Consider the following 24,262-nt stretch of genomic DNA (forward strand, 5'->3'; position numbering starts at 1 on the left):
TGTTTCGCCTCCTCGCGTGAGCGTTCGTCAGGGACGCAACTGCGCCTTGGCCGGGTCGCCGCCGACGACGGTCTGGAGCAGCTTGATGTCCGGTGCGCCGTCGAGGTGCTCGCCGATCTCGCCGAAGAACGCTCCGACGGCCGGGGCGGTGCTGTGGGCTTTGAGGGCATCGGCGTCGGCCCACTGCTCGACGAAGATGAAAGTTCCGTCCTCGGCCTCGTGCAGGGAATACAGATCGCAACCGGGTTCCTCGTGCACCCCGGCGAGCGCCTTTTTGCCCGCCTCCCGGACGGCCTCGACGGACTCGGCTTTGGCCTTCAACGTGGCGACGACGACAACAGGCATGGGTGATGTACTCCTCGATGAGTGGGACCGGTCAATTGAGCACCCTACTGAAGCGGACTAACTAAATTTCGACGCCGAACTGTGACCCGTGTGGCAGATGGTAAAATTGGGGCGGCTGCGACTAGGCTGGAGTCCATGCCAAGTAAGACCGCTGCGCGCTCCGGTGCCCGTTCGAGCAGGTCAAAGGCCAGTTCGCGGTCGGGGTCCCGGCCAGCTCGGCCCGCGCCGCGCCGCAAACCCGCCAAACGGCGGACCGCGTCACCCGTCCCGGCCGCCGGGCTGGCCATTGGCCGGGGCGCGCGCGCCGGCTGGTTCATGCTCGCCAGGGGGGCCGGCTCGACGGCCCGATCGGTGGGTCGGGCCCGCGATATCGACCCCGGACACCGCCGCGACGGGCTCGCGCTCGCGCTGCTCGGCGTCGCAGTCATCGTCGTGGCCAGTTCGTGGTTCGACGCCGCCCGGCCGGTCGGCGGCTGGATCGACAACTTCTTGCGCGTGCTGATCGGCTCGGCCGTTCTGCTGCTGCCCATCGCTCTCGTCGCGATCGCGGTCGTCCTGATGCGCAGCGAGCCCGATCCCGACGCCAGGCCGCGGCTGATCCTCGGCGCGGCGATGATCACCCTGCCGATGCTCGGCCTGTGGCATTTGTGGTCCGGTTCCCCCGACAATCCGGCCGGACGCCAGCACGCCTCCGGTTTCCTCGGATTCGCGATCGGCGGCCCGTTGGCGGAGGGGCTGACCCAGTGGATCGCCGCGCCGCTGTTGTTCATCGGCGCACTGTTCGGTCTGCTGCTGATCACCGGCACGACGATCCGCGAGGTCCCCGACACCGTGCGGGCGATGTTCGGCACCCGCATGCTGCGCGACGAGGACGAGTACTACGACGACGAGGAGTTCGACGGCCGTGCCGGAGCGGAACCGGAGGACTTCTCCGACGGCTACTACGACGATCCCGCGGCATTCAGCGACAGCGAGGCCCATGCCTGGCCGGCAGGATCCGCAGCGGCGGCGACGTTGCGTTCCGGCACGCCGATGGAGAACTACCCGCTCGACGAAGAGGCGCCGACGGTGCCTGAGCCGACCCGCGCAGCCAAGCGCAAGAAGACAAAGCCGGCCAAGCCGGTGTCCGATCGAGTCGTCGAGGGCCCCTACAACCTGCCGTCGCTCGAGCTGCTGGCCAAGGGCGATCCGCCGAAGCGACGCTCCTCGGCCACGGACCACACCGCCGAGGCGATCTCCGAAGTGCTGCAGCAATTCAAGGTGAACGCCTCGGTCACCGGGTGCACGCGCGGGCCCACCGTCACCCGATACGAGGTCGAACTCGGCCCGGGCGTCAAGGTCGAGAAGATCACCCAGCTGCAGAAGAACATCGCGTATGCGGTCGCCACCGAAAGCGTCCGGATGCTCGCGCCGATCCCCGGCAAGTCCGCCGTCGGCATCGAGGTGCCCAACACCGACCGCGAGATGGTGCGCCTCGCCGACGTGTTGACCGATCCGTCGACCCGCAGCGACCATCACCCACTGGTGATCGCGCTCGGTAAAGACATCGAGGGCGAGTACATCTCGTGGAACCTCGCGAAGATGCCGCACCTCTTGGTCGCCGGTTCGACCGGTTCGGGGAAGTCGAGCTTCGTCAACTCGATGCTGGTGTCGCTGCTGGCGCGCGCCACCCCGGAGGAGGTCAGGATGATCCTGATCGACCCGAAGATGGTGGAACTCACTCCGTATGAGGGCATTCCGCACCTGATCACCCCGATCGTCACGCAACCCAAGAAGGCCGCCGCGGCGCTGGCGTGGTTGGTCGAGGAGATGGAGCAGCGCTACCAGGACATGCAGGCGTCGCGGGTACGCCACATCGACGATTTCAACAAAAAAGTGAGATCCGGAGAAATCTCGGCGCCGTTGGGCAGCGAGCGGGTGTACCGGCCCTACCCCTACGTGGTGGCGATCGTCGACGAGTTGGCCGACCTGATGATGACGGCGCCGCGCGACGTCGAGGACGCCGTCGTGCGGATCACCCAGAAGGCCAGGGCCGCCGGCATTCACCTGGTGCTGGCCACCCAGCGGCCCTCGGTCGATGTGGTCACCGGCCTGATCAAGACAAACGTGCCGTCGCGGTTGGCGTTCGCGACGTCGTCGCTGACCGACAGCCGCGTCATCCTCGATCAGCAGGGCGCCGAAAAGCTGATCGGCATGGGCGACGGGCTGTTCATCCCGATGGGCGCCAACAAGCCGATCCGGCTGCAGGGCGCCTACGTGTCCGACGAGGAGATCCAGGCCGTCGTCAGCGCGTGCAAGGACCAGGCCGAGCCCGAGTACACCGAGGGAGTCACCGCCGCCAAGCCCAACAGCGAGCGCACCGACGTCGACCCCGACATCGGCGACGACATGGACGTCTTCCTGCAGGCCGTCGAACTCGTGGTGTCCAGCCAGTTCGGTTCCACGTCGATGTTGCAACGCAAGCTGCGGGTGGGTTTCGCCAAGGCGGGGCGGTTGATGGACCTCATGGAAACCCGCGGAATCGTCGGTCCCAGTGAGGGTTCGAAGGCGCGCGAGGTCTTGGTGAAACCCGACGAGCTGGCGGGCACGCTCGCGCTGATCCGCGGCAACGGCGCCGGCGACGACGAGATTGACTGATCAGCGGACGTGAGTTCCATCCACTCCTAGAGTGGGCCTCCTCGATGTGGAGGGTGCGATGTTCAGGGTCGGCGACAAGGTCAACGCGCGAACGCTGACCACATTTACCGGCACGCAGATGCGCCTGCCGGCTTCAGATCGGACCGTTCATCTGCAGTTCCGGCGCTTTGCAGGATGCCCGATCTGCAACCTCCACCTCCGTGAGGTGGCGAGCCGAAGCGTCGAGATCCAGGACGCCGGTGTCGTCGAGATGGTCGTCTTCCACTCGTCCGCAGGACGACTTCGCCAATATCAGGCCGACCTGCCTTTCGCGGTGATTGCCGACCCGGAACGCAAGCTGTACAAGGAGTTCGGCGTCAATTGGTCGCTGCGCTCGCTGTTCCATGTCGACGCCGCCCGCGCCGCAGTTCGCGGCATGCGTCAGACCACATCGCTCATCGGTGGCCTTGCGCCCAGAGAAAACCACCTGGGCAAGCCAGCTGACTTCCTCATCGACCCGGACGGCACGATCAAAGCATGTAAATATGGCGCCCACGCTGACGACCAGTGGTCGGTCGACGAACTGCTCGACCTCGCCTCCCAGAAACGTCCAACGTGAACTCGCTGCGAAAGCGGTCGGGATTTCGCAGTGGGCGCACGTTCGGAGCGAAGAGTTATTTGAGAGTCAGCAGCATTCGGGAGTTTCCGAGGATGTTCGGCTTGACGTAGGACAGGTCGAGGAACTCCGCGACGCCGGTGTCATACGAGCGGCACATCTCCTCGTAGACCTCGGCGGTCACCGGGGTGCCCTCGATCTCTACGAACCCGTGCCTGCTGAAGAACTCGGTTTCGAAGGTGAGCACGAAGATGCGCCCCAGGTGCAGTTCGCGGGCCACGTCAAGCAACCGGTCGACGATCAGGTGTCCCACGCCCTGACCCGTCACCTTCGGATGCACCGCCACGGTGCGCACCTCGCCGAGGTCGGCCCACAGCACGTGCAGGGCGCCGCAGCCGATCAACTCGCCGTCGCGCTCGGCGACCCAGAACTCCTGGATCCCCTCGTACAGGGTGACCAGGTTCTTCTCCAGCAGGATGCGGCCGGAGTAGATGTCGACGAGCGCCTTGATCGCGGGCACATCCGACGTGGTGGCGCGGCGCAAGACGAGCCCGTCGGCGCGCGAATCCCACCTATCGCTCACAGGTGCGAGGGTATCGGCTCGAGCAACCGATATTCTTTAGCGGTGTCGGGCCAACCCTCCACCGATCCGGTGATCCCCCAGGCGAAGGTGGCGAACGTCGCCAATGTCCTCACCGGGCTGCGGTTGGTGTTGGTGCCGGTCTTCCTGATCGCGCTCTTCGCCGGCGACGGCCACGAAACAGCATGGCGCGTCACCGCTTTCGTCATCTTCGCGGTCGCGGTGATCACCGACCGGTTCGACGGCGCGCTGGCCCGCAGCTACGGAATCGAGACCGACTTCGGCCGGCTGGCCGACCCCATCGCCGACAAGACGTTGATCGGCGCCGCGCTGATCGGCCTGTCCATGCTCGGCGAGCTGCCGTGGTGGGTGACCGTGGTGATCCTTGTCCGCGAGATCGGGATCACGGGCCTGCGCTTCGCGGTGCTGCGGCACGGGGTGATCCCGGCCAGCCGCGGCGGCAAGCTCAAGACGCTCGTGCAGGCGGTCGCAATCGGGCTGTTCGTTTTGCCGCTGTCGGGCCCGTGGCTGACCGGCGCATGGGTCGTGATGGCCGCCGCGATCCTGCTCACCGTGCTCACCGGCATCGACTACGTAGTGTCCGCGATCCGCGATTCTCGCCGGCGAGTCGCAGGTCAGTGACACCGGCACGGCCAATTCCCGCTGGAGTTGGCCCGCCGGGAACCATCTCGGGAGTCCCTGGCGTTGCTCTAGTACCACCCAAGTGAAGGAGACCACGATGGGGACATTGCTGCGCGAGGTCATCGGCGACGTGCTGCGTCGTGCCCGCATGGACCAGGGCCGCACGCTGCGCGAGGTGTCCGACGCCGCGCGCGTGAGCCTCGGCTACCTGTCGGAGGTCGAGCGGGGCCGCAAGGAAGCCTCGAGCGAACTCCTCGGCTCCATCTGCGGCGCTCTGGAGGTCCCGCTGTCGCGGGTGCTGTCCGACGCGGGCGACGAGATGGCCCGCGAGGAGCTCAAGGCGTTCATCCGCGAGTCGGCGACCGCCGCGAATATCGACGCCACCACCAAGGTCGTCATCCCGCACGCCGTGTCGATGGCGGTCGCCTAACTGTTCTGATCTGGGCCGAACCGATAGGTTGGCATTAGCAGTCGGCAGCAATTCCAGACACGAAGGCGGAACGAACCATGGCCAATCCGTTCTCCAAGGCGTGGCGCTATCTGATGGCGCTGTTCAGCTCCAAGGTCGACGAGTACGCCGATCCGAAGGTGCAGATCCAGCAGGCCATCGAAGACGCGCAACGGCAGCACCAGGCGTTGACGCAGCAGGCGGCCCAGGTCATCGGCAACCAGCGCCAGCTGGAGATGCGGCTGAACCGCCAGCTCGCCGATATCGAGAAGCTGCAGGTCAACGTCCGTCAGGCGCTGACGCTGGCCGATCAGGCCACGTCCGCCGGGGACGCCGCCAAGGCCACCGAGTACAACAATGCCGCTGAAGCGTTCGCCGCCCAACTTGTCACCGCCGAGCAGAGCGTGGAAGACCTCAAGGGCCTGCACGATCAGGCGCTGCAGGCCGCGGGTCAGGCCAAGAAGGCCGTCGAGCAGAACGCGATGATGCTGCAGCAGAAGATCGGCGAACGCACGAAGCTGCTCAGCCAGCTGGAGCAGGCCAAGATGCAGGAGCAGGTGAGCGCTTCGCTGCAGTCGATGAGCGAGCTCGCCGCCCCTGGTAACACCCCGACCCTCGACGAGGTCCGGCAGAAGATCGAACGTCGCTACGCCAACGCGATGGGCGCCGCCGAGCTCGCGCAGAACTCCGTGCAGGGCCGCATGATGGAGGTGCAGCAGGCCAGCGTGCAGATGGCGGGTCACTCTCGGCTGGAGCAGATCCGGGCGTCCATGCGCGGCGAGGCGTTACCCTCTGGGGGCGCGTCCGGCGTGACGCCCGGCGCTGCGGCCCCCGCCACCCCCGCCTCGACGCCGGAGGCGACGCCCGAGAAGCCGATCGGCCAGTAGCCGGTTTCGGAGGATGCCGTGAAGCAGCGCTCGACATCGAGTAGGCCGGAGGCCTGGCGATCGCTGGTGCAACGCGGGGTTGACACCGCCGCCGAGCTGTCCGATGTGCTGGCTCAGAAGCTCAATTCCGCGGCCGACCCGCGCGCCAAGCAACTGCGCAAGCGCAAATGGGCGCTGTGGTTGACGCTGTTCTTCACGGCGTCGTGCCTGTTCCTCATCTTCGTGACGTGGCTGCTTGCGACGTGGAACACGCCGGCGTGGGCGCTGTTCATCCCCGCGCCGATCGCCGTCGGCGCCGGTTTTCTGGCCACGCTGGCGTTTCTGCGCTACCGCTGGTTGCGAGGAGAGCCGTTGCCTCCGCAGCGGTCGCGCGCGACGCGCCGGCCGCCGCCGTTCGGCTCGGCCGCCCGGCAGCCGATGGCCGCACTCGCTGCGTCGGAGCGCGGGCTGTTCTCGCTCGTCAGCGTGATGGAACGCGGTGCAATGCTGCCCGACAGCGAGTTGCGTGAACTGATCGCGGTCGCCAACCGATCCGCCGCGACCATGGCGGCGACCGCCAACGAGGTGGTGTCGATGGAGCGGGCGATCGCCAACGCGCCCGGGTCACGCGCACATCTCTCACCGACGATCAGCGCGTTCACGGCACAGCTCGACAACGGCGCCCGCCAGTACAACGACATGGTCACCGCCGCAGCGCAACTGGTGTCGGCCGCCAACACCGGGCCGATGTCGAGTTCGCCGATGTCGCAGCAGCGCTACCGAGACGAACTGGGTAACGCCACCGACCGGCTCACCGGCTGGGCGCAGGCTTTCGAGGAACTCGGCCAGCTCAGAAGGGCGTAATCACATCGTCGGCCGCAGCGCCGGCACGAATGTGCCGACAAGTCCGCGCACCGTTCCCTTCACGACGTCGAGCAGATCGAAATAGTCCCGCCACAGGGTGATCTTGCCGCCGTGCACCTCGAAGACACCGCACACCCAGAACTGCATGCGAACGGGGCCGAAGATCAGCGCGTCGGTGCGCTCGGTCAGCACCGCGTTGCCTTCGGCGGCGATCCGGTGAAACTTGACCTCGAAGCCGACCCGTCCTTGCCCGCGGCGGAAGATGCCGACAATGCGCTTGCGACCCCGCATGGTGGGGTAGCCGACGTTCTCCCAAACGATGTTGTCGGCCAGGCTCGCGTCAGCCGTATCGAAATCCTGGTCCTGTAGCGCGTAGAGGAACGTCTCGACTACCCGTGCGTTGGCCGTGGTGTCCACTGCTGGTGTGCTCGCCGTCATGGCCTCAGCCTAGTGGCGGCACGCTGTGGCAGGGTAGCCCCATGCGCGTCGCCGTGGTCGCAGGACCGGATCCCGGGCACGCCTTTCCCGCGCTCGCGCTGTGCCGGAAGTTCCTCGCTGCAGGCGACTCGCCGACGTTGCTGACCGGTACGCAATGGCTGGACACCGCCCGCTCGGTGGGGGTCGACGCAGTCGAGCTGATCGGGCTCGACCCCACCGCGCTGGACGACGACACCGACGCAGGCGCGAAGATCCATCAACGAGCGGCGCGAATGGCGGTGCTCAATGTTCCGGTGCTGCGCGATCTCGCGCCGGACCTCGTGGTGTCGGACGTGATCACCGCCTGCGGCGGGCTCGCCGCAGAGCTGCTCGGCATTCCGTGGGTCGAGCTGAACCCCGCCCCGTTGTATCGGCCGTCGAAGGGGCTTCCGCCGATCGGCAGCGGGCTGGCGCCTGGCGTGGGGATACGCGGCAGGCTGCGCGATGCCGTGCTGCGGGCGCTGACCGCACGGGCATGGCAGGCGGGCATTCGCCAGCGTTCGACGGTCAGGGTCGAGATCGGCTTACCCGCAACCGATCCCGGGCCGCTGCGCCGGCTCATCGCGACATTGCCCGCGCTGGAGGTGCCGCGCCCGGATTGGCCCGACGAAGCGGTGGTCGTTGGTCCGTTGCACTTCGAACCGACCGATGCGGTGCTGGATATCCCGCCGGGCGACGGCCCCGTCGTGGTCGTCGCACCGTCCACAGCGGTCACCGGCGCAGTCGGTCTGACCGAGATCGCGCTGTCGACCCTGAAGCCGGGAGCGGTACTGCCCGACGGCGCGCGTGTGGTCATCTCGCGGCTCGGCGGCGATGACATCGACGTCCCGCCCTGGGCGGTCGTCGGACTGGGCAGACAGGACCAGCTGCTGTCGCAGGCCGACCTGGTGATCTGCGGCGGCGGCCACGGCATGGTGTCGAAAACCCTGATGGCCGGGGTGCCGATGGTCGTGGTGCCCGGCGGCGGCGATCAGTGGGAGATCGCGAACCGCCTTGTGCGACAAGGAAGTGCACAGCTGATACGGCCGCTTGGGCCGGAGGCGTTGGCGGCGGCGGTCACCGCGGTGCTGTCGTCCGCGCGTTACGCCGAGGCGGCTCGGCGGGCGGCGGCCAGCATCGCCGACGTCGCAGACCCCGTGCGGGTATGTCACGACGCAATGGCGACGCCGGCCTAGGTATTGCGTCCGCTGAGCGCGTCGCGCATCCGGTCGATCAACCCGACACCGGGGCCAAGGATCTTGTTGGCCGGCGGCTTGTCCGGCGCCGACGGGTGGGGCCGCGTCGGCGCCAGCTTCTTTGCGGTTTCGAACTTCTGGCCGAGCTCGGTCAGCTCCTCCACGGTGCACTCCTTCCGCAGCTTCGGCAGCAGATCGCCTTCCTCGTCCTCGATGTGATGTCGGATTTCTTTGATCAATTCGGCGACGAGCTTGTCGAACTCGGCACCCTCGTCATCGGTTTTCTCGATCTTCTTCATGATCTCTTCGGCTTCGGCGTGTTCGTGCAACTCGTGATCGGCGATCTTGTCACCGTCCGGCACCACCCGGCGCGCGGTCGGATAGAGGTACATCTCCTCGCCGACCGAGTGCCGTACCAATTCGGTGATCGCATGCTCGACGAGTTGACGACGGGTGGCCGGGTCGTGATCGCTCTCAAGCTCTTTGAAGATGTCTTCGACCTCACGGTGGTCGGTGATGATGTCGTCAACGATGTCTTTGTGGGGTGTGTTCATGGTGGTTCTACTTAGGGCTGAAGGTGTTATACCGCCCCGGGATACCCCGCCTGGCCGCGCTGACACCGGAGTGCGTCGGTACGTTGGCAAGTGTGCGGTTGACCGAATTCAATGAGCTTGTCGAGGGCCACTTCGGGCCCGTGCGGGGGCGGTCTCTGCTCATCGACCACGTACTGACCGGGTTGGGCGGGCGTACCGCAGCGCAGGCGATCGAGGACGGCGTCGATCCCCGTGACGTCTGGCGGGCGCTGTGCGCCGACTTCGACGTCCCGCGTGATCAATGGTGACTGCCTAGCGCCGATCCTCGGCGCGGTGTGTTCCTCCTGTGTGCGAGGGGCCTACCCGGTCGTCGGCGGTGTCGGATTCCGACGCTTGAGAAGCGGGCTGCTCGTCGGCCGGAGACGCCGTAGCACCGCCCGGAGTACTGCCGGGCGCCTGCGACTTGTAGTCCGAATCCGTGGTCGGGGCAGTCGCACCCCCGGTTCTCGCGCCTGCTCCCTCGCCGCTGCCCGGCTTCGCTTCCGTCTGACGTCCCTCGTAGGGCGGTGTCTCCGGCTTCACGTCGTGGGGTGGCTCGTTGGTGAATTTCGTTTCGAAGTCCGCTTCGTCGCCGTGGGTGGGCACCGATTCATCACCTTCATAGGTACCCGATGGGCGATCCTCGCCACCCGACGGCGCGTCTGATCCGGTGTCCCGCGCGCCGGGCGCCGGCTCTCCGGCGAAGCGATCTTGTGGGTCTTGTGGGCTGCTCATCAGTACTCCTCACTCTTTTCGTTGCTTCTCGCCTCATTGACGAAGTCCAACGTTCTTTGCGTCGCCTCGGCGAGCGCGTCGCGTTCGGCAGCGGTAATGCTCGCGCACACCCAGTCCCAGTGAGCGCCGACGAGATCGCCCGCTGCGGGCCCAGGCATCAACGATGTCCCGTCCTTGCGCCATCGCACTCGCTCCCGACCGGTGCTTCCGAGCCCGAGCGTGCCGGAGTCGAACACCAAGGGGGCCGACGTGATCACCACATGGTCACCGTCGACGAACTCCACAGTGCCCCAACGGATGCGGCAGTCCTGCAGCACCCTCAGCGGTGTCGTCGCGTCGCGATCAAGGAATCGCACCCACGGATATACGACGAAGACGTGGAAACTGTGGTGGGCCAGAGCGGTTGCCACGGGAATGTCGTCGAGCATGCCGGTGACCTGACCGGCGAAGGCGCTGCGCAGCCGCGTCAACAGCTCATCGGGGTCGACCTGGTCGAGCAGCGGGCCGCCCACCCAGTAGTTGCGCACCACATCGTCATCGAGCGGGTCGGCGAGGCCCGCCGCGCTGGCGATGGCCTGCAGATACGGCCATGCGCCATCGAAATCCTCCGCGTGAGAGGCGAGTTCGCCCGCAGGGGTGTCGGCCGGACCGCAGTACCCGAGCTCGTTCGGCGGGAACGCATAGCGGGCGAACAACTCGCGGCCGGACATTCAGCAGATCCGCGGTAGCTGTTCGCCGATGGGCAGGTCCACGACACGGGTTCCGCCCAGCGCCGTCTTCGCCGAGACCATCCCAGGGTGCTCGTTCACGCATTCGCCGATGATCGTGGCGCGCGCACCCAGTGGGTGCCCGCGCATCGCGGCCAGCACCCGCTCGGCATCGGCGGCGGGGACGAACGCCAACAGCTTGCCCTCATTCGCCACATACAGCGGATCGAGGCCAAGCAGGCCACACGCGTCGCGCACCTGCGCGGGAATCGGGAAGGCGCGCTCATCAAGCGCGACACCGACCTTCGCGGTCCTTGCGATCTCGTTCAGTGTCGCTGCGACGCCACCCCTCGTGGGGTCGCGAAGCACGTGGATATCGGCGCCGGTGTCGAGCATCGCCGCGACCAGCCCGTGCAGCGGCGCAGTATCGCTTGCGACGGTTGTCGCGAATTCCAGTCCCTCCCGGCAACTCATCACCGCAACGCCGTGCACCCCGATATCGCCGCTGACGATGACGACGTCGCCGGGGGCGGCACGCTGCGGACGGATGTCGGCACGCTCGTCGACCAGGCCGATCCCCGCTGTGTTGATGTACACGCCGTCGCCGTGACCGGAGTCGACGACCTTGGTGTCTCCGGTCACGAGTTTGACGCCGGCGGCCATCGCGGCCGTGCCGACGGCCTGAGCCACACGGGCGAGCGCGTCGAGGGGAGTGCCTTCTTCGAGGATGAACGCGGTCGACATCACCATCGGCTTGGCGCCCGCCATCGCCAGATCGTTGACCGTACCGTTGACGGCGAGATCCCCGATCGTGCCGCCGGGGAACACCATCGGCTTGACGACGAAGGAGTCGGTGGAGAAGGCCAGGCGGGTGTTTCCGATGTTCACCACCGCCGAATCGCCCATCCCCGCGTCGGCCGCAGGCCCGAACGCAGGCAGGAAGAGATGCTCGATCAGTTCACCCGACATCGCCCCGCCGCCGCCGTGCCCCATCACGATGTTGGGCGCGTCACGCAGCGGGGCGGGACACACCCACGACTCCATGTCTATCTGTGCATCAGGCATTGGTCACCTCGAGCCGCCGGTAAAGGTAGTACGCCGCGCATGCACCCTCGGAAGAGACCATGGTCGCGCCCAACGGATTTCGAGGTGTGCACAGTGTGCCGAACGCCGAGCACTCATGCGGTTTGATGTGACCCTGCAGCACCTCGCCGGAGCGGCACACCGCTGACTCCTCGGTATGTATGTCGGTGACGGCGAACCGGTGTTCGGCGTCGAATTCGCGGTACGCATGAGACAGCCGCCAGCCACTGCTCGGAATCATGCCTATACCTCGCCAGGCCCGGTCAGTGACGTCGAAGACGTCGAGCAGCATTGCTTTGGCTGCCGGGTTGCCCGTGTCCTGCACTGCGCGCGGATAGGCATTCTCCAGTTCGTGCCTTCCGGACTCCAGTTGCAGAACCGTGCGCCGGATACCCTCCAGGATGTCCAGAGGCTCGAATCCGGTCACGACGATCGGGATGCCGTATTTGTCGCACAGGGGTGGGTACTCGTCGGTTCCCATCACAGTGCAGACATGGCCTGCGGCAAGGAATGCCTGCACGCGGCACGTCGGGGACTCCATGATCGCCGAGATCGCGGGCGGCACCAGCACATGGGACACCAGCAACGAGAAGTTCTCGATACCACGCCGTTTCGCCTCGTACACGGTCATCGCGTTGGCAGGCGCCGTCGTCTCGAACCCGATGCCGAAGAACACCACCTGCTTCGTCGGGTTGTCCCGCGCGATGTTGAGCGCGTCGAGCGGGGAGTACACCACCCGCACGTCGCCGCCCTCGCTCTTGACCCGGAACAGGTCCTTGTCGCTTCCGGGCACCCGGAGCATGTCGCCGAACGAACAGAAGATCACGTCGGGACGCGAGGCGATCTCCAGCGCCTTGTCGATCACCTCCAGTGGCGTGACGCAGACCGGGCAGCCCGGCCCGTGAATCATCTCGATGGTATCGGGAAGCAGTTGGTCGATGCCGTGCCGGATGATCGAATGCGTCTGGCCGCCACATACTTCCATGATCGACCACCGCCGGCTGGTCGCCGCCCTGATCTCGTCGACCAGCTTGCGGGCCAGCTCAGGATCGCTGAATTCGTCAAGGTACTTCATGACAACACCTCAGAACTTCCATTGGGGTTCGCCGTCCCGGCCTGCTTGGCGGCGAGTTCGAACCCGTCGCCGAATTCCTCCTTGAGCACGCCCAGGTGCTCGAATTCCGCCAGTGTGCGCTTCGCCGATTCCTCGTCGAGCACCTGCAACGCGAAACCCACATGGACCACGACGTACTGCCCGACTCGAGCATCGGGTATGTACTGCAGGCAGACTTCCTTCTGAATGCCGCCGAAGTCGACGATGGACATCATCGTCCCTTCGCGGTCCTCGATGCTGGTGATCTTCCCCGGTACCGCCAGGCACATGAGTGCCTCCCTTCCTAGCCGAAATTCCCCACGAGTAATTGACCCAACGCCAGGCCGCCGTCGTTCGGCGGAACCAACCGGTGTGTGATGACCTCGAAATCCCGCTCCCGCAACGCCGCGGTGACCAGTCGCAGCAGCAGCGCGTTCTGAAAAACACCTCCGGACAGCGCCACGGTCTGCCGTCCATGCGCGACTGTTTCGGCGAGTTCGACCACCAGTGCAGCGACCGCGTCGTGGAACCGTGCGCCGATGACACCGGCCGTGACACCGGAACGAACGTCGGCGACGACGGCCGCCAGAACCGGGCCCGGGTCGATCACCGCAGGGCAGCGGCGCTTGTCGACGCCGAATGTGTACACCGTCGTACCGCGATCGACACCGCGTGACATGCCCTCCAACTCGATGGCCGCCTGTGCTTCGTACGCGGCCACCTGCCGGACACCCGCCAGCGCCGAGACCGCGTCGAACAACCGGCCCATGCTCGACGTCGGTGCGCAACCGAGCCCGGTCTCGAGTTGATGCAACAGGATTCGGCGTTCATCCTCGCGGCACGCCAGCACCGGTGGCAGGTCGTCTTCCCAGTCGATGCCTGCTGCCCACAGATGTGCCAGCGCCATCCGGTATGGGCGCAGCACGCTGACGTCGCCACCGGCCAGCGGAACGTACTTCAACTGCGCCAGCCGTTGGTACTCCTTGTAGTCGGCGAGCAGCACCTCGCCGCCCCAGATCGCCCCGTCGGGGCCGTAACCGGTTCCGTCGAAAGCAAATCCGAGCACCCGCTGCGTCCCGTCGAGGCCGTGTTCGGCCATCACCGCGGCGATGTGGGCGTGGTGGTGCTGCACCGAACGGATCGGGCGCCCATCGGCGTTGCGGTGCGCCCAGGCGGTCGACCGATATCCCGGATGTGAGTCCGCGACGAGTATCTGCGGTGCGACTCCGGTCAGCGACTCGAGATGGCGCTCGGCGGAGTCGAACGCCGACAGCGTCGCGAGATCGTCCATGTCGCCGATGTGCTGGCTCAGCCAGGCGTACTTCTCGTCGGCCACCGCCAACGTGTTCTTCAAGTCCGCGCCGACGGCCAGCGTCGGCGGCACCGCAACCGGCAGCGCCACCGGCAGCGGTGCGTACCCGCGCGAGCGCCGGATGGGTAGCTCGACGCCGTCGACCACCCGCGCGACCGAGTCGTCACACGGCACGAGGATGGCCCGATCATGCATCAGCCAGCCGTCGGCGAGGTGCGAAAGTCGCCGCAACGCATCGTCATCGGTGAAACAGATGGGCTCACCGCCGAGGTTGGCGGAGGTCATCACGAGTACGGAAGGCCCCGGCTCGTCGCCGGGCATGCCGAACAGCAGTACGTGCAGGGGCGTGTAGGCCAGCATCACGCCGAGGTCGGGGTTGTGTGGGGCGACCGCGTCGGCGACAGGTGCCCCCGGGGCGCGAGGCAGCAGGAGGATGGGGCGTTGTTGGCCGCCGAGCAGTCGCCCTGCCCCTTCGTCGATGTCGGCAACGCGGTGCGCGGTGTACACGTCGGGCACCATGACCGCGAACGGCTTGTCGCCGCGGCGTTTTCGGTTCCGCAGCTCGGCGACCGCTGATTCGTTATTCGCGTCGCACGCCAGGTGGTATCCGCCGATGCCCTTGACGGCGAGTATGCCGCCGCTGCGCAGCAGTCGTCTTGCCTGCAGCAGCGCAGCGTCGCCACTTGTGACCGCGCCGTCGGCGGACCGACAGCTCAGCGTGGGGCCGCAGTTCGGGCAGCAGATCGGTTGCGCGTGAAACCGTCGGTCAGCGGGATCGTGGTATTCGCGGGAGCATTCGGCGCACATCGGGAAGCCGGCCATCGTGGTGGCTGTGCGGTCGTAGGGCAGCGAGGCGATGATGGTGAAGCGGGGGCCGCAGTTGGTGCAGTTGACGAAGGCGTGCCGATAGCGACGGTTGCCCGGGTCGCGCTGTTCAGCGGCGCAGTCATCGCACATCGCGACGTCGGGTGAGGCGAGTGTGCGGCCGCCCTCGGATCGCGACGTGTCGGCGATCACGAAACCGGTGCCGCCGACGACTGGAATGTCGCGCGTATCGACGGATTCGATGGTGGCCAGCGGCGGGGCACGGTCTACGAGGCGGGTCAGGAAGTCCTCGAGATCAGCTGTCTCGCCTTCAATCTCGATGATCGCCCCTGCGCTGTCATTGCGCACCGAGCCGGTCAGGGCGAGCGCCGCGGCGCAGGAGTATACGAACGGGCGGAAGCCGACGCCCTGGACGACGCCACGCACGCAGATTCGCAACCGTCGCCGACCGGTCACGGTGAGACCTCCGAATCCGCACCGCTGCCCATCATCTTGAGTCCCGCCATTGCGGCGTCGGCGCCCGCCTCGTCGGTTTTCTCGATGACGAAACCCATGTGAATGATGACCCAGTCGCCGGCGGTGAAGGTCTCCTCGGGCATCATCCCGATGTTGACCTTGCGATGCTCGCCGGCCACGTCGACCAGCGCGAGTTGGTTGCCGTACCCCTCCAGCATTCGCACGACCTGGCCGGGAATTCCGAGACACACCGTTCAGCCCGCCTTCACATCATCGAGAAGACGACCGACGATCTCCTCGATCGCCGTGGCTGCATCGGCCACGGTGGCCGCGACCGCGGAAGACAGTCCCATGCGCTCGTCGACGTCATCTACCTCGCAGCCGATGACGACGGTGTAGGGCGGGGTGCCACCCAGCGCGGTCAGACTGGCGAAAACGGCGGCAGGGTCCATCGCGTGTGCGTCGAGACCAACACCGCCCGACAGCGTTTCATGGTCGGCCTCGAAGACATGCAGCGTGCCGGGTGCGCCGCGGTCGGGTAGCGCATCCACGAGAACCAACGCGTCGTATCCGTCGAGCAGGTCGTAGGCGAGGTGCATGCCCCGGATGCCGTAGTCCACCACCCGCACCTTCGGGTCCGCGACGCGGTCGGGCACACGCCGAATCACCTCGGGCCCGAAGCCGTCGTCGCCGAGGAAGATGTTACCGATACCGGCTACCAGAATCTGGGACGTGATGTCACCTCGCCATCGCCTACATGCGCCGAATCTTCAGATACCGCTGCAGATCCGGAATTGAGCGGACGCCTATCACGACCGCGCCGAGGACAACCACTCCGGCTATCACGGTCGCTGTCACGCCTACTGCTTGCATGTCGGATTCCTTTCACTCAACGGTTCGACCTCATCCGGTGCGAAGTACAGAAAGCGGCCGTACCACTCGTGCAGGTCGGCGGCCGGGTCGTCCTCGAGGACCACCCCGACGTGCTGGTCGCCGTCGACTGTCTCGTGCACAGAGGTGACCTTGGCGATCTTGTCTGCGAAGAAAAGATCCTGAGCGTCGGCTCGTCGCGACGGGTGCAGTCGGACCCGGCTGCCCCGGCTCACCCGCACCCCGTTGACGAGCACGGCGTCGACGTCGGGTGTCACGGCGTTGTCTGCCAGCGGGTCCCACCAGTCAACCCCCTCGGGAATCTCCGGGATCAGACCCTCGGAGTCGTTGACCGCGTGCGGATTTCTCAGCACGCCATGCAGGTTGAGCAACGCCTCGGGAGACATCGAATCGCAGCGATCGATTATGGCAGCGGCGAGGGGATCGGTGGCGCGAGCGTCGGCCTTCTCCTCGTCGGTCATCGTCATGATGCGCAGCGTGAGAATCTCGTCGATCTCCGTGGAGTCGTAGAGCGCCCCTTCGCTCTGCTCGGCAATTTCGGGATGGTCATAGAGGATGATTGGCGAAACGAGAACCAGCCCAAGATCACCCTGCGGTCCGGCCAGCACGGGAAAGCAGCGATGGTGCCGGCATCGGGCCACGACGTCGTCGGCCGATGCCGGTGGATCGAGGAGCGAGACGAAGTCGCCGTCTCGCACTTCGGCGACGAGGTGGGTACCGATCAGCGATACCGCGATCGCGTCGTCCTTGTCGTCGACGGGTTCCGCGGTGTTTTGCACACACATCGTCAGGCGCACGAAACCGTCGACTGGCTCGCCTGTGATCGACAGTCGGGCATGGAGTGCGCGACGCGTGCGGACCAACCTGCCGCCGTCGACCGTCTCGATATCGGTTCCCGCATCGATATCGATCGGAAGTGTCTGGGGCAGGTCCGATTGGAGATGGAAGGGTCCGAACGACACCTCCCGTTCGACCGCCTCGTCCCACCGCAGCCACGCTTGGCCGCCCGACACCAATTCATCTACCGGCGTGAAATCACCGCTCGCTGTGTGTTCTTCGACGCCGCGATGTTGCAGTTGCAGGAAGCGAACCACGATAGACACTACGGGGTTCTTCCCGGGGGCGACGACGACCTGTGTCGACAGCGAGTCGTCCTCGCCGATACCCGCGTCGGCGGCGCCTGCGGGTCCGAGCACTCCGAACTGCCAACGCGTCTGGTTCTTCCGGGAATTGGCGCGATACGGATAGAGCAGATAACCCTCGTAGAGCACCGCATCCGCGACGGCGCGGGCCCGATCCCAGGACCGGGCCTTTTCGCTCCTCGCGTCCGCGGTGGTCATCGAACCTCTTCCGAGGAGGCGGTCGCCAGCAGCGAGGTGACCGCGTCGTCGAGAGTGAGTAGCCCGCGCGCCGAGCGGTACGCCACCAGCGCCTCGATAGTGTCCTGATCGAGCCGCAGCCAACCGGTGTTCGGATAGTGCGATTGCATCAGCTCACGCCATACCGATACCGGCATCTCGAAGCGATCTTCGCGGTCCCACGGCACCTGCTGCACCGCGAAACCTCGCGTTCCCTTGGAGAAAACCGTTCCGCTGAACAGGAATTGCAACGGCACCGCACCGTCGCGCAGGGCGTGCAGATATTTCGAAGCCGCCACCTCGAAGTCATAGGTGCATTCCAGAGGAAGGTTCACCTGCGTCGCTCCGGTGAATCCCTGGACCATCGCGGTGGTCTGCAGCCACTGAAAGTTGTGCATGGTGGTCGCCCACCGCTCACGCGGACCGAACAAGTCGGCCAGACCAGCGCCCTCATCGTCGGAATAGCCGCGCCGCATCGGCTCGATGCGGACCTGGCAGCGCAACGCAATCGCGTGGATGGGATCGTCGCCGACGGCGGCTATACCCAGCCGCGCGTTCAGAATCGGAGTGACCGCATAGGGTTCCGGTTCTACCCCGACGACGGCGAACGTGACATCTGTCATCGCTGGACTCCCGCTCGTCCCCTGCCCTGCGGGCGTGGGCCCTCCGGTCCTCGCTGCGCTGCGATCCTCACTCGCGTTCGTCTTCGGGAAGTCATCGCTGGACTCCCGCTCGCTCGACGACCTTGCTGCGATCGTCGAGTAAAGCGAAGAAGTGGTCGATGAACTCCCGCACCTGCTGGCCGCCATCGAATCCGTGCCACAGCAGCCGCAGGCGACCGACGAACTCGTAGCAGGCGTCGATTGGCAACAGATAGCTTCGCGGCGCTGCTGATTCGTCGTCGGGCATCCGTACCAACACAGCCTCGGTGTCGTGAGCGAGCATGTCGACGCGGGGGTCGGTGTCACGGATGTCGTTCCACGCCGCCAGATCCAGTTCCGATTCGGCAGCGCCGGCGGGTCCGGGATAGAACGCCACCGTTCGGTCCAACACGGAGTTCTTGAAGAAGAACGCCAGGCCGACCGGGATCTGCAGGGCCTCCCAGTGACTTCGGTCGAGCGCGAAGTCGGGAAACGCGAGGTAGCGATCGGGGATGGCGCGATAGCGCAGTTCGGCGTCGATATCGGTGAACAGCAGGTAGCACCCGCGGCACACACACATCAGTTGTCTACCTTCGACGTTCACCACGTGCTGATGCTCGTCGGCGATCGCCTCCGAGCACATCTCGCAGCGCTCACCCGCCGGTTGCGGCGCCGTCTTGGCGGCGCGGATCCGGGCGAGGACGTCGAAGGCGCTAGTCATGCCTCGACTCCCGCTCGTTCCGGTCCTCGCTGCGCTGCGATCCTCACTCGCGCTCGTCTTCGGGTCGTCATACCTCTACTCCCGCCCCGGCGAGCGCCATCGACAGCACTCCGTCGCGTTTCAAGAGCGGAACCGGCTCGAGGTGTGCGTCTGCGTTGCCATTACCGTCGACGCAGGCGCCCGCGTGTACGACGTCGAAGTGTGCATGACATCGCGGGCAGCGCAGGAGAGCGCCGTCGCCGCCCAGCCTGCGGTGCAGCATCGCGCCCGCGAGCGACTCGCCGCAGGCACCACACCGGTCCCGGTAGGCGAACAGTTGGCCGCCGACCCGGCACGCGAGCACCGTCGTGCCTGCGACCGCGAAACCCCCGACCTCGTCTGCGGCCAGGTCGGCCAGGTCGGGTACCGGATGCCACATGTGCTCGGTGGTTTGCGTCCGCACGCGGCTCATCAGGTTCTCCGCCGGGATGACGGCGGCGGCGGCCGCCTCCGGCTCCGCGGCGACGACCTCGATCGACGAGATCTCAGGGGCCGCCGCGCGCACTGCGTCCTCGACGGCCAACTCGAGGGTGACCGACGACGACGGGCAGCTTTTGCAGCTGCCGGCGAACCGCAAGCGCACGATCTCGCCGTCGACCTCGAGCAGGTGGACGTCGCCGCCGTGCGATCCGAGGTAGGGCCGCACACTGTCGAGCGCGTCCTCGATTCGCCGCTCGACAGTGTGCGGATGTAAGCCGTGCACCAGGAGCAGGCTTGCCAGCAGGTCGTCGGCGGCGAACCCGTCGGCCAGATCGGGTCGGGCGGCAGCCGCGATCGTCATCATCCGTTGCAGCCCTGCGCCGTAGAGGTCGGCTACCTCACGCACCAACTGCTCCGCGCGTTCGTGCACGACGGCGCCGCCCGCTGCGCTGGCGTCGAGGAGGTTCTGTATCCGCTCGCCCGCCGTGCGCCATTGTGCGTCCTGACCGGGGTCATCCGAGCGATGCGGCATGTGTCATTCCCCGGTGACGGACTGGGTGGGGGAGTGCAACCTCTCCAGCGTCTTCCCCTTCCCCAGATACATGTGCACACCGCAGGGCAGGCACGGATCAAAGCTGCGCACCGTGCGCATGATGTCGATGCCCTTGAAGTTCTCGCGGCCGTTCTCCTCGAAGATCGGCTGACCCTGAACCGCGTCCTCGTAGGGGCCCGGCGTGCCGTAGCTGTCGCGTGGATTGGCGTTCCACGGCGTCGGGGGGTACGGGTGGTAGTTCGCGATCTTGCCGTCCCTGATCACCATGTGGTGGCTGAGCACCCCGCGCACCGCTTCGGTGAATCCGCACCCGATGCCTTCGTCGGGGACGTCGAACTTCTCCCACGTCTTGGTGCGGCCTGCGCGGATCTCGACGAGCGACTTCTCGGCGAAATGCAGCGCGCACGCGGCGGCATAGGCCTGGAAGTACGTCCTGGCGCGGTTGCGCTCGATTGTGTTGCTGCCGTAGTGCGGCACCTTCCATTCCAGCGAAACCGGGCCCTTGAGAGCGGTTTTCGGCAGATTGATCTGCACGCTGTTACCGGTGGCCTTCACGTAGCCGATGTCAACCAAGCCGGCGAGCGCGGTCGACCACAGACGGGCAAGCGGTCCGCCGCCGGTGTCCAGTGCCAAATGGTCCTTGCCGTCGAACCACCGCGGCGACATCACCCAGCTGTAATTCGAATCGAAGTCACGTTTCTGCGGGCGCGGGTTGGTGTGCTGGTTCCACGGATGCCTCCGGTCCACCGAATTGCCAAGCGGATCGGTCTTGACGAACATCTCCTGATCGGTCCAATCGTCGTAATACGAGTGGCCCAACAGGATTCGAATGCCCAGGTTGATGTCGACCAGCGAATGGGTGTGCAACTTCCCGTCGACCACGACGCCCGGCGTCACGAACATGGCGTTGCCCCAGGCCTCCATGTCCTTGTAATCGAAGTTGCATACTTCGGGATCCTGGAACGAGCCCCAGCAGCCGAGCAGGGTGCGGCGCAGGCCGACCTGGTCGTAGCCGGGTAGCGCCTCGTAGAAGAAGTCGAACAGGTCGTCGTGCATCGGCACGACCTTCTTCATGAACTCGACATAGCGCATAAGCCGGGACATGTAGTCCGTCATCAACTGGATGGTGGCGGTGGTGCCGATCCCGCCCGGATACAGCGTGGACGGATGCACATGCCGACCCTCCATCAGGCAGAACATTTCTCGTGTCCATCGGCTGACCTGCAGCGCCTCTCGGTAGAACTCCCCGGTGAACGGATTGAGGGCGCGCATGATGTCGGCGATGGTCTTGTAGCCGTGCGCCTCGGCGTTGGGCGACTGGGTGTTCTCTGCCTTGGCCAAGACGCTCGGGTTGGTCTCGGACACCATTTTCTCGCAGTAGTCCACCCCGACTAGGTTCTCTTGAAAGATGTTGTGGTCGAACATGTATTCCGCGGCCTCGCCGAGGTTGATCAGCCACTCACCGAGGTGCGGCGGCTTGACGCCGTAGGCCATGTTCTGCGTATAGCATGAGCAGGTGGCGTGGTTGTCACCGCAGATACCGCAGATGCGGCTGGTGATGAAGTGGGCGTCGCGAGGATCTTTGCCCTTCATGAAGATCGAGTAGCCACGGAAAATCGACGACGTGCTGTGACACTCGACGACCTCGCGGTTCTCGAAGTCGATCTTGGTGTAGATGCCGAGGCTGCCGACGATGCGGGTGATGGGATCCCAGGCCATTTCGACGAGCTGGCCGGGATCGCGCTTGACGTGTGACGGCTCGGGGATGATCGTTGTCATCGCAAATTCTCTTTCTATCTAGGGTGCACTGCGCCACAGGGCATTTCGCCAAACCGGGCCACGCCCGCCGTGTGCGCCGAAGCACCCGCACCTACCAGGTGCGGGTTGCTCCGGTGGTGAGTTTGGTGCCGGGTGTCCGCCACTTCGGTTCTTTGTCGACCGTCTTGCCGGTCACATTGCGCAGGCTGCGGATCATCGATCCGTACAGTCCCGACGCGGCCGTCGACACGAGCGCGCCCGGTGGCTCATCCATGAACGGCATGAACTTGTCAGGGAAGCCGGGCATCGTGCAGCCGATGCAGATCCCGCCCACGTTCGGGCAGCCACCGATGCCGTTGATCCATCCCCGCTTGGGCACGTTGCACTTAACGACGGGGCCCCAGCAACCAAGTTTCACAATGCATTTCGGCGATCCGTACTCGGTCGCGAAATCGCCCTGCTCGTAGTAGCCGGCCCGGTCGCAGCCTTCGTGCACGGTTGCGCCGAACAGCCACTTGGGTCGCAGGGCTTCGTCGAGCGGAATCATCGGTGCTTGGTCGGTGGCCATGTACAGGAGATAGGTCAGCGTCTCGGACAGGTTGTCCGGCTGGATCGGGCATCCGGGCACGCACACGATGGGGATGCCTGCCTTGCTCTTCCAGTCCCACCCGAGGTAGTCGGGCACGCCCATTGCTCCGGTCGGGTTCCCGGCCATCGCGTGAATGCCGCCGTATGTCGCGCAGGTGCCGACGGCGACGATCGCGGTGGCCTTGGGAGCGAGCCGGTCGAGCCACTCGCTGGTGGTCATCGGCTGGCCGGTAGCAGGATCGTTGCCGAACCCGCACCAGTAACCCTCGTCATGCAGCTGCTCGTTGGGGATGGACCCCTCGACGACCAGCACGAACGGTTCGAGTTCGCCGCGGTCGGCCTTGAAGAACCACTCGAGGAAGTCGTCCGCCCCCCCGTTTGGTCCGCATTCGAAATCGATCAGGGGCCAGTGCACGGCGATTTTCGGTAGCCCGGGGAGCGCGCCAAGGGCGATCTCCTCGATGCTGGGTTGCGTGGCGGCAGTCAGCGCCACAGAATCTCCGTCACAACTCAGACCCGCATTGATCCACAAGACATGGATCAAGGTTTCTTCTGCTTTGACTGCTGCCTCTGTTGGCATATGTCACAGCTTTCTGGACCCGGGCTGGGGGTCCCAATCGCCACATTGGACGTCGGCGTACTAAAAACGAACGCTGGTTCTGGGTTTACTCCGGTGCGTTTGTCTTGTCAACGGATCGTCGCGACAAGTTAGCGTTTGCCGAAGCGCTTACCTGCGAATCGATCCAGTCGTACCATTCCTGAACGCCTTCACCTGTTGTCGCGGACAACGGCAGAATATTGACGTTCGGGTTAACCGATTGTGCGTAGCTGCAACATTTTTCAAGATCGAAGTCCACATAGCGAAGCAGGTCGATCTTGTTGATGATGACAAGTCCCGCTGCGGCGAACATGTGTGGATACTTCAGCGGTTTGTCGGCGCCCTCGGTCACCGAGATGACGACGACTTTGCTGTCCTCGCCGAGGTCGAACATAGCCGGGCACACCAGATTGCCGACGTTCTCGATGAACAGCAGCGCCCCCGCCTCGGGTTCGAGCGCGTGCAGCGCGCGGTGCACCATGTCGGCGTCGAGGTGGCAGCCGGCGCCGGTGTTGACCTGAACGGCCCGGGCGCCCGCGGCGCGGATTCGCTCGGCGTCGAGCAATGTCTCCTGATCGCCCTCGATGACGACGATCGACCGGTCCGCCGACAGTTCGCGGATGGTGCGCTCCAGAAGCGTCGTCTTGCCCGCACCGGGGGAACTGGTGACATTGAGCGCGAGCACGCCGCGCTCGGCGAGCCACCGCCGGTTCTGCTCGGCGAGTAGGTCGTTCTTCTCGAGGACCTTCTGCTCCAGCGAGATGGTCTCGGTGTGGACGTGGCCGTCGTGGTGGTGGTCGTCATGAACCTGGTCGTCATGAACGTGGTCGTCATGGACGTGGTGGTGGTCGTGGCCTGCAACGGTGATGACGGCGCTGTCGCCGCCGCAGCCGCATGTCGCGCACATGGTCAGCTCACTTCCATCGAGAGGATTCGCAGGTCGCGGCCGCCCAGTACCTCGACATCGGCACTGCCGCACGGGCACAGCAGGATCGGGTCGTGCAACTCGAACTCCTGTCGGCAGGTGCGGCAGCGGGCCGCGCCTGGCCGGACATCGAGATCGAGCAGGGCTCCGTCGGCCACCGTGCCCTGGGTGGCCAGCTCGAAACAGAACTGCATCGAATCGGGCACCACGGCGCACAGCTCGCCGATCTCGAGCCTGACGCTGTGCACACGACGACCCGCGGCATGCTCACACACCGCGTCGACAACACTCTGCGTGATCGCCATTTCGTGCATGTCTGTCCGCTCTGCCGAGCTGGTGATCCCACGATAGGCCGATC

At 65.8% G+C, this 24,262-nt stretch carries 29 protein-coding genes; 8 read left to right on the forward strand and 21 right to left on the reverse strand.

Features of this window, described 5'->3' with window-relative positions; all coding sequences use genetic code 11:
* Positions 1–27 precede the first annotated feature (27 nt).
* Positions 28–345: a putative quinol monooxygenase gene (locus tag C6A82_RS10875; protein WP_105342494.1), complete on the reverse strand. Its 318-nt coding sequence runs from the start codon at positions 343–345 to the stop codon at positions 28–30.
* Positions 346–480: 135 nt separating this feature from the next.
* Here C6A82_RS10875 and C6A82_RS10880 point away from each other — a divergent pair, with 135 nt between their 5' ends.
* Positions 481–2,982 (forward strand): DNA translocase FtsK, encoded by a 2,502-nt coding sequence (locus C6A82_RS10880; RefSeq protein ID WP_311101785.1) that lies wholly within the window; start codon positions 481–483, stop codon positions 2,980–2,982.
* A 58-nt stretch (positions 2,983–3,040) separates the two neighbouring features.
* A complete protein-coding gene (locus tag C6A82_RS10885) occupies positions 3,041–3,580 on the forward strand; it encodes a peroxiredoxin-like family protein (protein WP_105344562.1) in 540 nt (179 codons plus the stop codon).
* A gap of 55 nt (positions 3,581–3,635) precedes the next feature.
* Here C6A82_RS10885 and C6A82_RS10890 read toward each other — a convergent pair whose 3' ends face one another.
* On the reverse strand, positions 3,636–4,160 hold the full coding sequence (locus C6A82_RS10890) for an amino-acid N-acetyltransferase (RefSeq protein ID WP_199193718.1): 525 nt from the start codon (positions 4,158–4,160) through the stop codon (positions 3,636–3,638).
* A 42-nt stretch (positions 4,161–4,202) separates the two neighbouring features.
* Between C6A82_RS10890 and pgsA the strand changes: the two genes are divergently transcribed.
* The 4 genes from pgsA (at position 4,203) to C6A82_RS10910 (ending at position 6,977) form a co-directional block, all read left to right on the forward strand.
* Complete coding sequence (gene pgsA / locus C6A82_RS10895) at positions 4,203–4,799, forward strand: CDP-diacylglycerol--glycerol-3-phosphate 3-phosphatidyltransferase (protein WP_105344556.1); 597 nt, start codon at positions 4,203–4,205, stop codon at positions 4,797–4,799.
* A gap of 97 nt (positions 4,800–4,896) precedes the next feature.
* Positions 4,897–5,229, forward strand: coding sequence for a transcriptional regulator ClgR (gene clgR, locus C6A82_RS10900; RefSeq protein WP_105344559.1), 333 nt, complete (start codon positions 4,897–4,899; stop codon positions 5,227–5,229).
* A gap of 77 nt (positions 5,230–5,306) precedes the next feature.
* Complete coding sequence (gene pspA, locus C6A82_RS10905; protein ID WP_105344554.1) at positions 5,307–6,134, forward strand: phage shock protein PspA; 828 nt, start codon at positions 5,307–5,309, stop codon at positions 6,132–6,134.
* An 18-nt stretch (positions 6,135–6,152) separates the two neighbouring features.
* Positions 6,153–6,977, forward strand: coding sequence for a phage shock envelope stress response protein PspM (locus C6A82_RS10910; RefSeq protein WP_105344552.1), 825 nt, complete (start codon positions 6,153–6,155; stop codon positions 6,975–6,977).
* Here the strand turns inward: C6A82_RS10910 and C6A82_RS10915 are convergent, their stop codons facing one another.
* A complete protein-coding gene (locus tag C6A82_RS10915; protein WP_105344551.1) occupies positions 6,978–7,415 on the reverse strand; it encodes a limonene-1,2-epoxide hydrolase family protein in 438 nt (145 codons plus the stop codon). It lies immediately after the preceding gene.
* 41 nt (positions 7,416–7,456) lie between these two features.
* Between C6A82_RS10915 and C6A82_RS10920 the strand changes: the two genes are divergently transcribed.
* Positions 7,457–8,629, forward strand: coding sequence for a glycosyltransferase (locus C6A82_RS10920; protein WP_105344549.1), 1,173 nt, complete (start codon positions 7,457–7,459; stop codon positions 8,627–8,629).
* On the opposite strand, the gene C6A82_RS10925 is transcribed toward C6A82_RS10920, so the two are convergent.
* A complete protein-coding gene (locus C6A82_RS10925; RefSeq protein WP_105344548.1) occupies positions 8,626–9,183 on the reverse strand; it encodes a hemerythrin domain-containing protein in 558 nt (185 codons plus the stop codon). The genes C6A82_RS10920 and C6A82_RS10925 overlap by 4 nt on opposite strands.
* A gap of 92 nt (positions 9,184–9,275) precedes the next feature.
* Here C6A82_RS10925 and C6A82_RS10930 point away from each other — a divergent pair, with 92 nt between their 5' ends.
* The gene (locus C6A82_RS10930; RefSeq protein ID WP_105344546.1) at positions 9,276–9,470 is read left to right on the forward strand and encodes a DUF3046 domain-containing protein; all 195 of its coding nucleotides are present in this window, start codon (positions 9,276–9,278) and stop codon (positions 9,468–9,470) included.
* 4 nt (positions 9,471–9,474) lie between these two features.
* Here C6A82_RS10930 and C6A82_RS10935 read toward each other — a convergent pair whose 3' ends face one another.
* The 17 genes from C6A82_RS10935 to C6A82_RS11010 form a co-directional block, all read right to left on the reverse strand.
* Positions 9,475–9,936 carry a hypothetical protein gene (locus C6A82_RS10935; RefSeq protein ID WP_105344544.1) on the reverse strand — a complete coding sequence of 154 codons (462 nt, stop codon included), beginning with the start codon at positions 9,934–9,936 and terminating at the stop codon, positions 9,475–9,477.
* Positions 9,936–10,646, reverse strand: coding sequence for a DUF6390 family protein (locus C6A82_RS10940; protein WP_105344543.1), 711 nt, complete (start codon positions 10,644–10,646; stop codon positions 9,936–9,938). The genes C6A82_RS10935 and C6A82_RS10940 overlap by 1 nt, the downstream gene beginning before the upstream one ends.
* On the reverse strand, positions 10,647–11,708 hold the full coding sequence (gene hypE / locus C6A82_RS10945) for a hydrogenase expression/formation protein HypE (RefSeq protein ID WP_105344541.1): 1,062 nt from the start codon (positions 11,706–11,708) through the stop codon (positions 10,647–10,649).
* Complete coding sequence (gene hypD, locus C6A82_RS10950; RefSeq protein ID WP_105344539.1) at positions 11,701–12,801, reverse strand: hydrogenase formation protein HypD; 1,101 nt, start codon at positions 12,799–12,801, stop codon at positions 11,701–11,703. Before hypD ends, hypE begins: the two co-directional genes overlap by 8 nt.
* Positions 12,798–13,109, reverse strand: coding sequence for a HypC/HybG/HupF family hydrogenase formation chaperone (locus tag C6A82_RS10955; protein ID WP_105344537.1), 312 nt, complete (start codon positions 13,107–13,109; stop codon positions 12,798–12,800). Before C6A82_RS10955 ends, hypD begins: the two co-directional genes overlap by 4 nt.
* A 14-nt stretch (positions 13,110–13,123) precedes the next feature.
* Positions 13,124–15,412: a carbamoyltransferase HypF gene (hypF, locus tag C6A82_RS10960; protein ID WP_199193717.1), complete on the reverse strand. Its 2,289-nt coding sequence runs from the start codon at positions 15,410–15,412 to the stop codon at positions 13,124–13,126.
* A complete protein-coding gene (locus tag C6A82_RS10965) occupies positions 15,409–15,663 on the reverse strand; it encodes a HypC/HybG/HupF family hydrogenase formation chaperone (protein ID WP_105344535.1) in 255 nt (84 codons plus the stop codon). Before C6A82_RS10965 ends, hypF begins: the two co-directional genes overlap by 4 nt.
* A gap of 3 nt (positions 15,664–15,666) precedes the next feature.
* Positions 15,667–16,149 carry a hydrogenase maturation protease gene (locus C6A82_RS10970; RefSeq protein WP_105344534.1) on the reverse strand — a complete coding sequence of 161 codons (483 nt, stop codon included), beginning with the start codon at positions 16,147–16,149 and terminating at the stop codon, positions 15,667–15,669.
* 16 nt (positions 16,150–16,165) lie between these two features.
* Positions 16,166–16,285: a DUF6893 family small protein gene (locus C6A82_RS26955; protein WP_396836791.1), complete on the reverse strand. Its 120-nt coding sequence runs from the start codon at positions 16,283–16,285 to the stop codon at positions 16,166–16,168.
* Positions 16,273–17,643, reverse strand: coding sequence for a hypothetical protein (locus C6A82_RS10975; RefSeq protein ID WP_311101786.1), 1,371 nt, complete (start codon positions 17,641–17,643; stop codon positions 16,273–16,275). Before C6A82_RS10975 ends, C6A82_RS26955 begins: the two co-directional genes overlap by 13 nt.
* Positions 17,640–18,284 carry a DUF6084 family protein gene (locus C6A82_RS10980; protein WP_105344100.1) on the reverse strand — a complete coding sequence of 215 codons (645 nt, stop codon included), beginning with the start codon at positions 18,282–18,284 and terminating at the stop codon, positions 17,640–17,642. Before C6A82_RS10980 ends, C6A82_RS10975 begins: the two co-directional genes overlap by 4 nt.
* A gap of 91 nt (positions 18,285–18,375) precedes the next feature.
* Positions 18,376–19,023: a DUF5947 family protein gene (locus tag C6A82_RS10985; protein ID WP_105344102.1), complete on the reverse strand. Its 648-nt coding sequence runs from the start codon at positions 19,021–19,023 to the stop codon at positions 18,376–18,378.
* Positions 19,024–19,090: 67 nt separating this feature from the next.
* Entirely contained in the window at positions 19,091–20,014 is a 924-nt protein-coding gene (locus C6A82_RS10990) for a NifU family protein (protein WP_105344103.1), read from the reverse strand.
* Between the two features lie 3 nt (positions 20,015–20,017).
* Positions 20,018–21,814 (reverse strand): nickel-dependent hydrogenase large subunit, encoded by a 1,797-nt coding sequence (locus C6A82_RS10995; RefSeq protein WP_105344105.1) that lies wholly within the window; start codon positions 21,812–21,814, stop codon positions 20,018–20,020.
* Between the two features lie 91 nt (positions 21,815–21,905).
* Positions 21,906–22,961 (reverse strand): hydrogenase expression protein HypE, encoded by a 1,056-nt coding sequence (locus tag C6A82_RS11000; RefSeq protein WP_105344106.1) that lies wholly within the window; start codon positions 22,959–22,961, stop codon positions 21,906–21,908.
* An 85-nt stretch (positions 22,962–23,046) separates the two neighbouring features.
* Positions 23,047–23,886: a hydrogenase nickel incorporation protein HypB gene (gene hypB / locus C6A82_RS11005; RefSeq protein ID WP_105344107.1), complete on the reverse strand. Its 840-nt coding sequence runs from the start codon at positions 23,884–23,886 to the stop codon at positions 23,047–23,049.
* Between the two features lie 2 nt (positions 23,887–23,888).
* Positions 23,889–24,218: a hydrogenase maturation nickel metallochaperone HypA gene (locus C6A82_RS11010; protein ID WP_105344108.1), complete on the reverse strand. Its 330-nt coding sequence runs from the start codon at positions 24,216–24,218 to the stop codon at positions 23,889–23,891.
* Between the last annotated feature and the right edge of the window lie 44 nt (positions 24,219–24,262).

Source organism: Mycobacterium sp. ITM-2016-00318, assembly GCF_002968285.2.
Lineage (GTDB): Bacteria > Actinomycetota > Actinomycetes > Mycobacteriales > Mycobacteriaceae > Mycobacterium.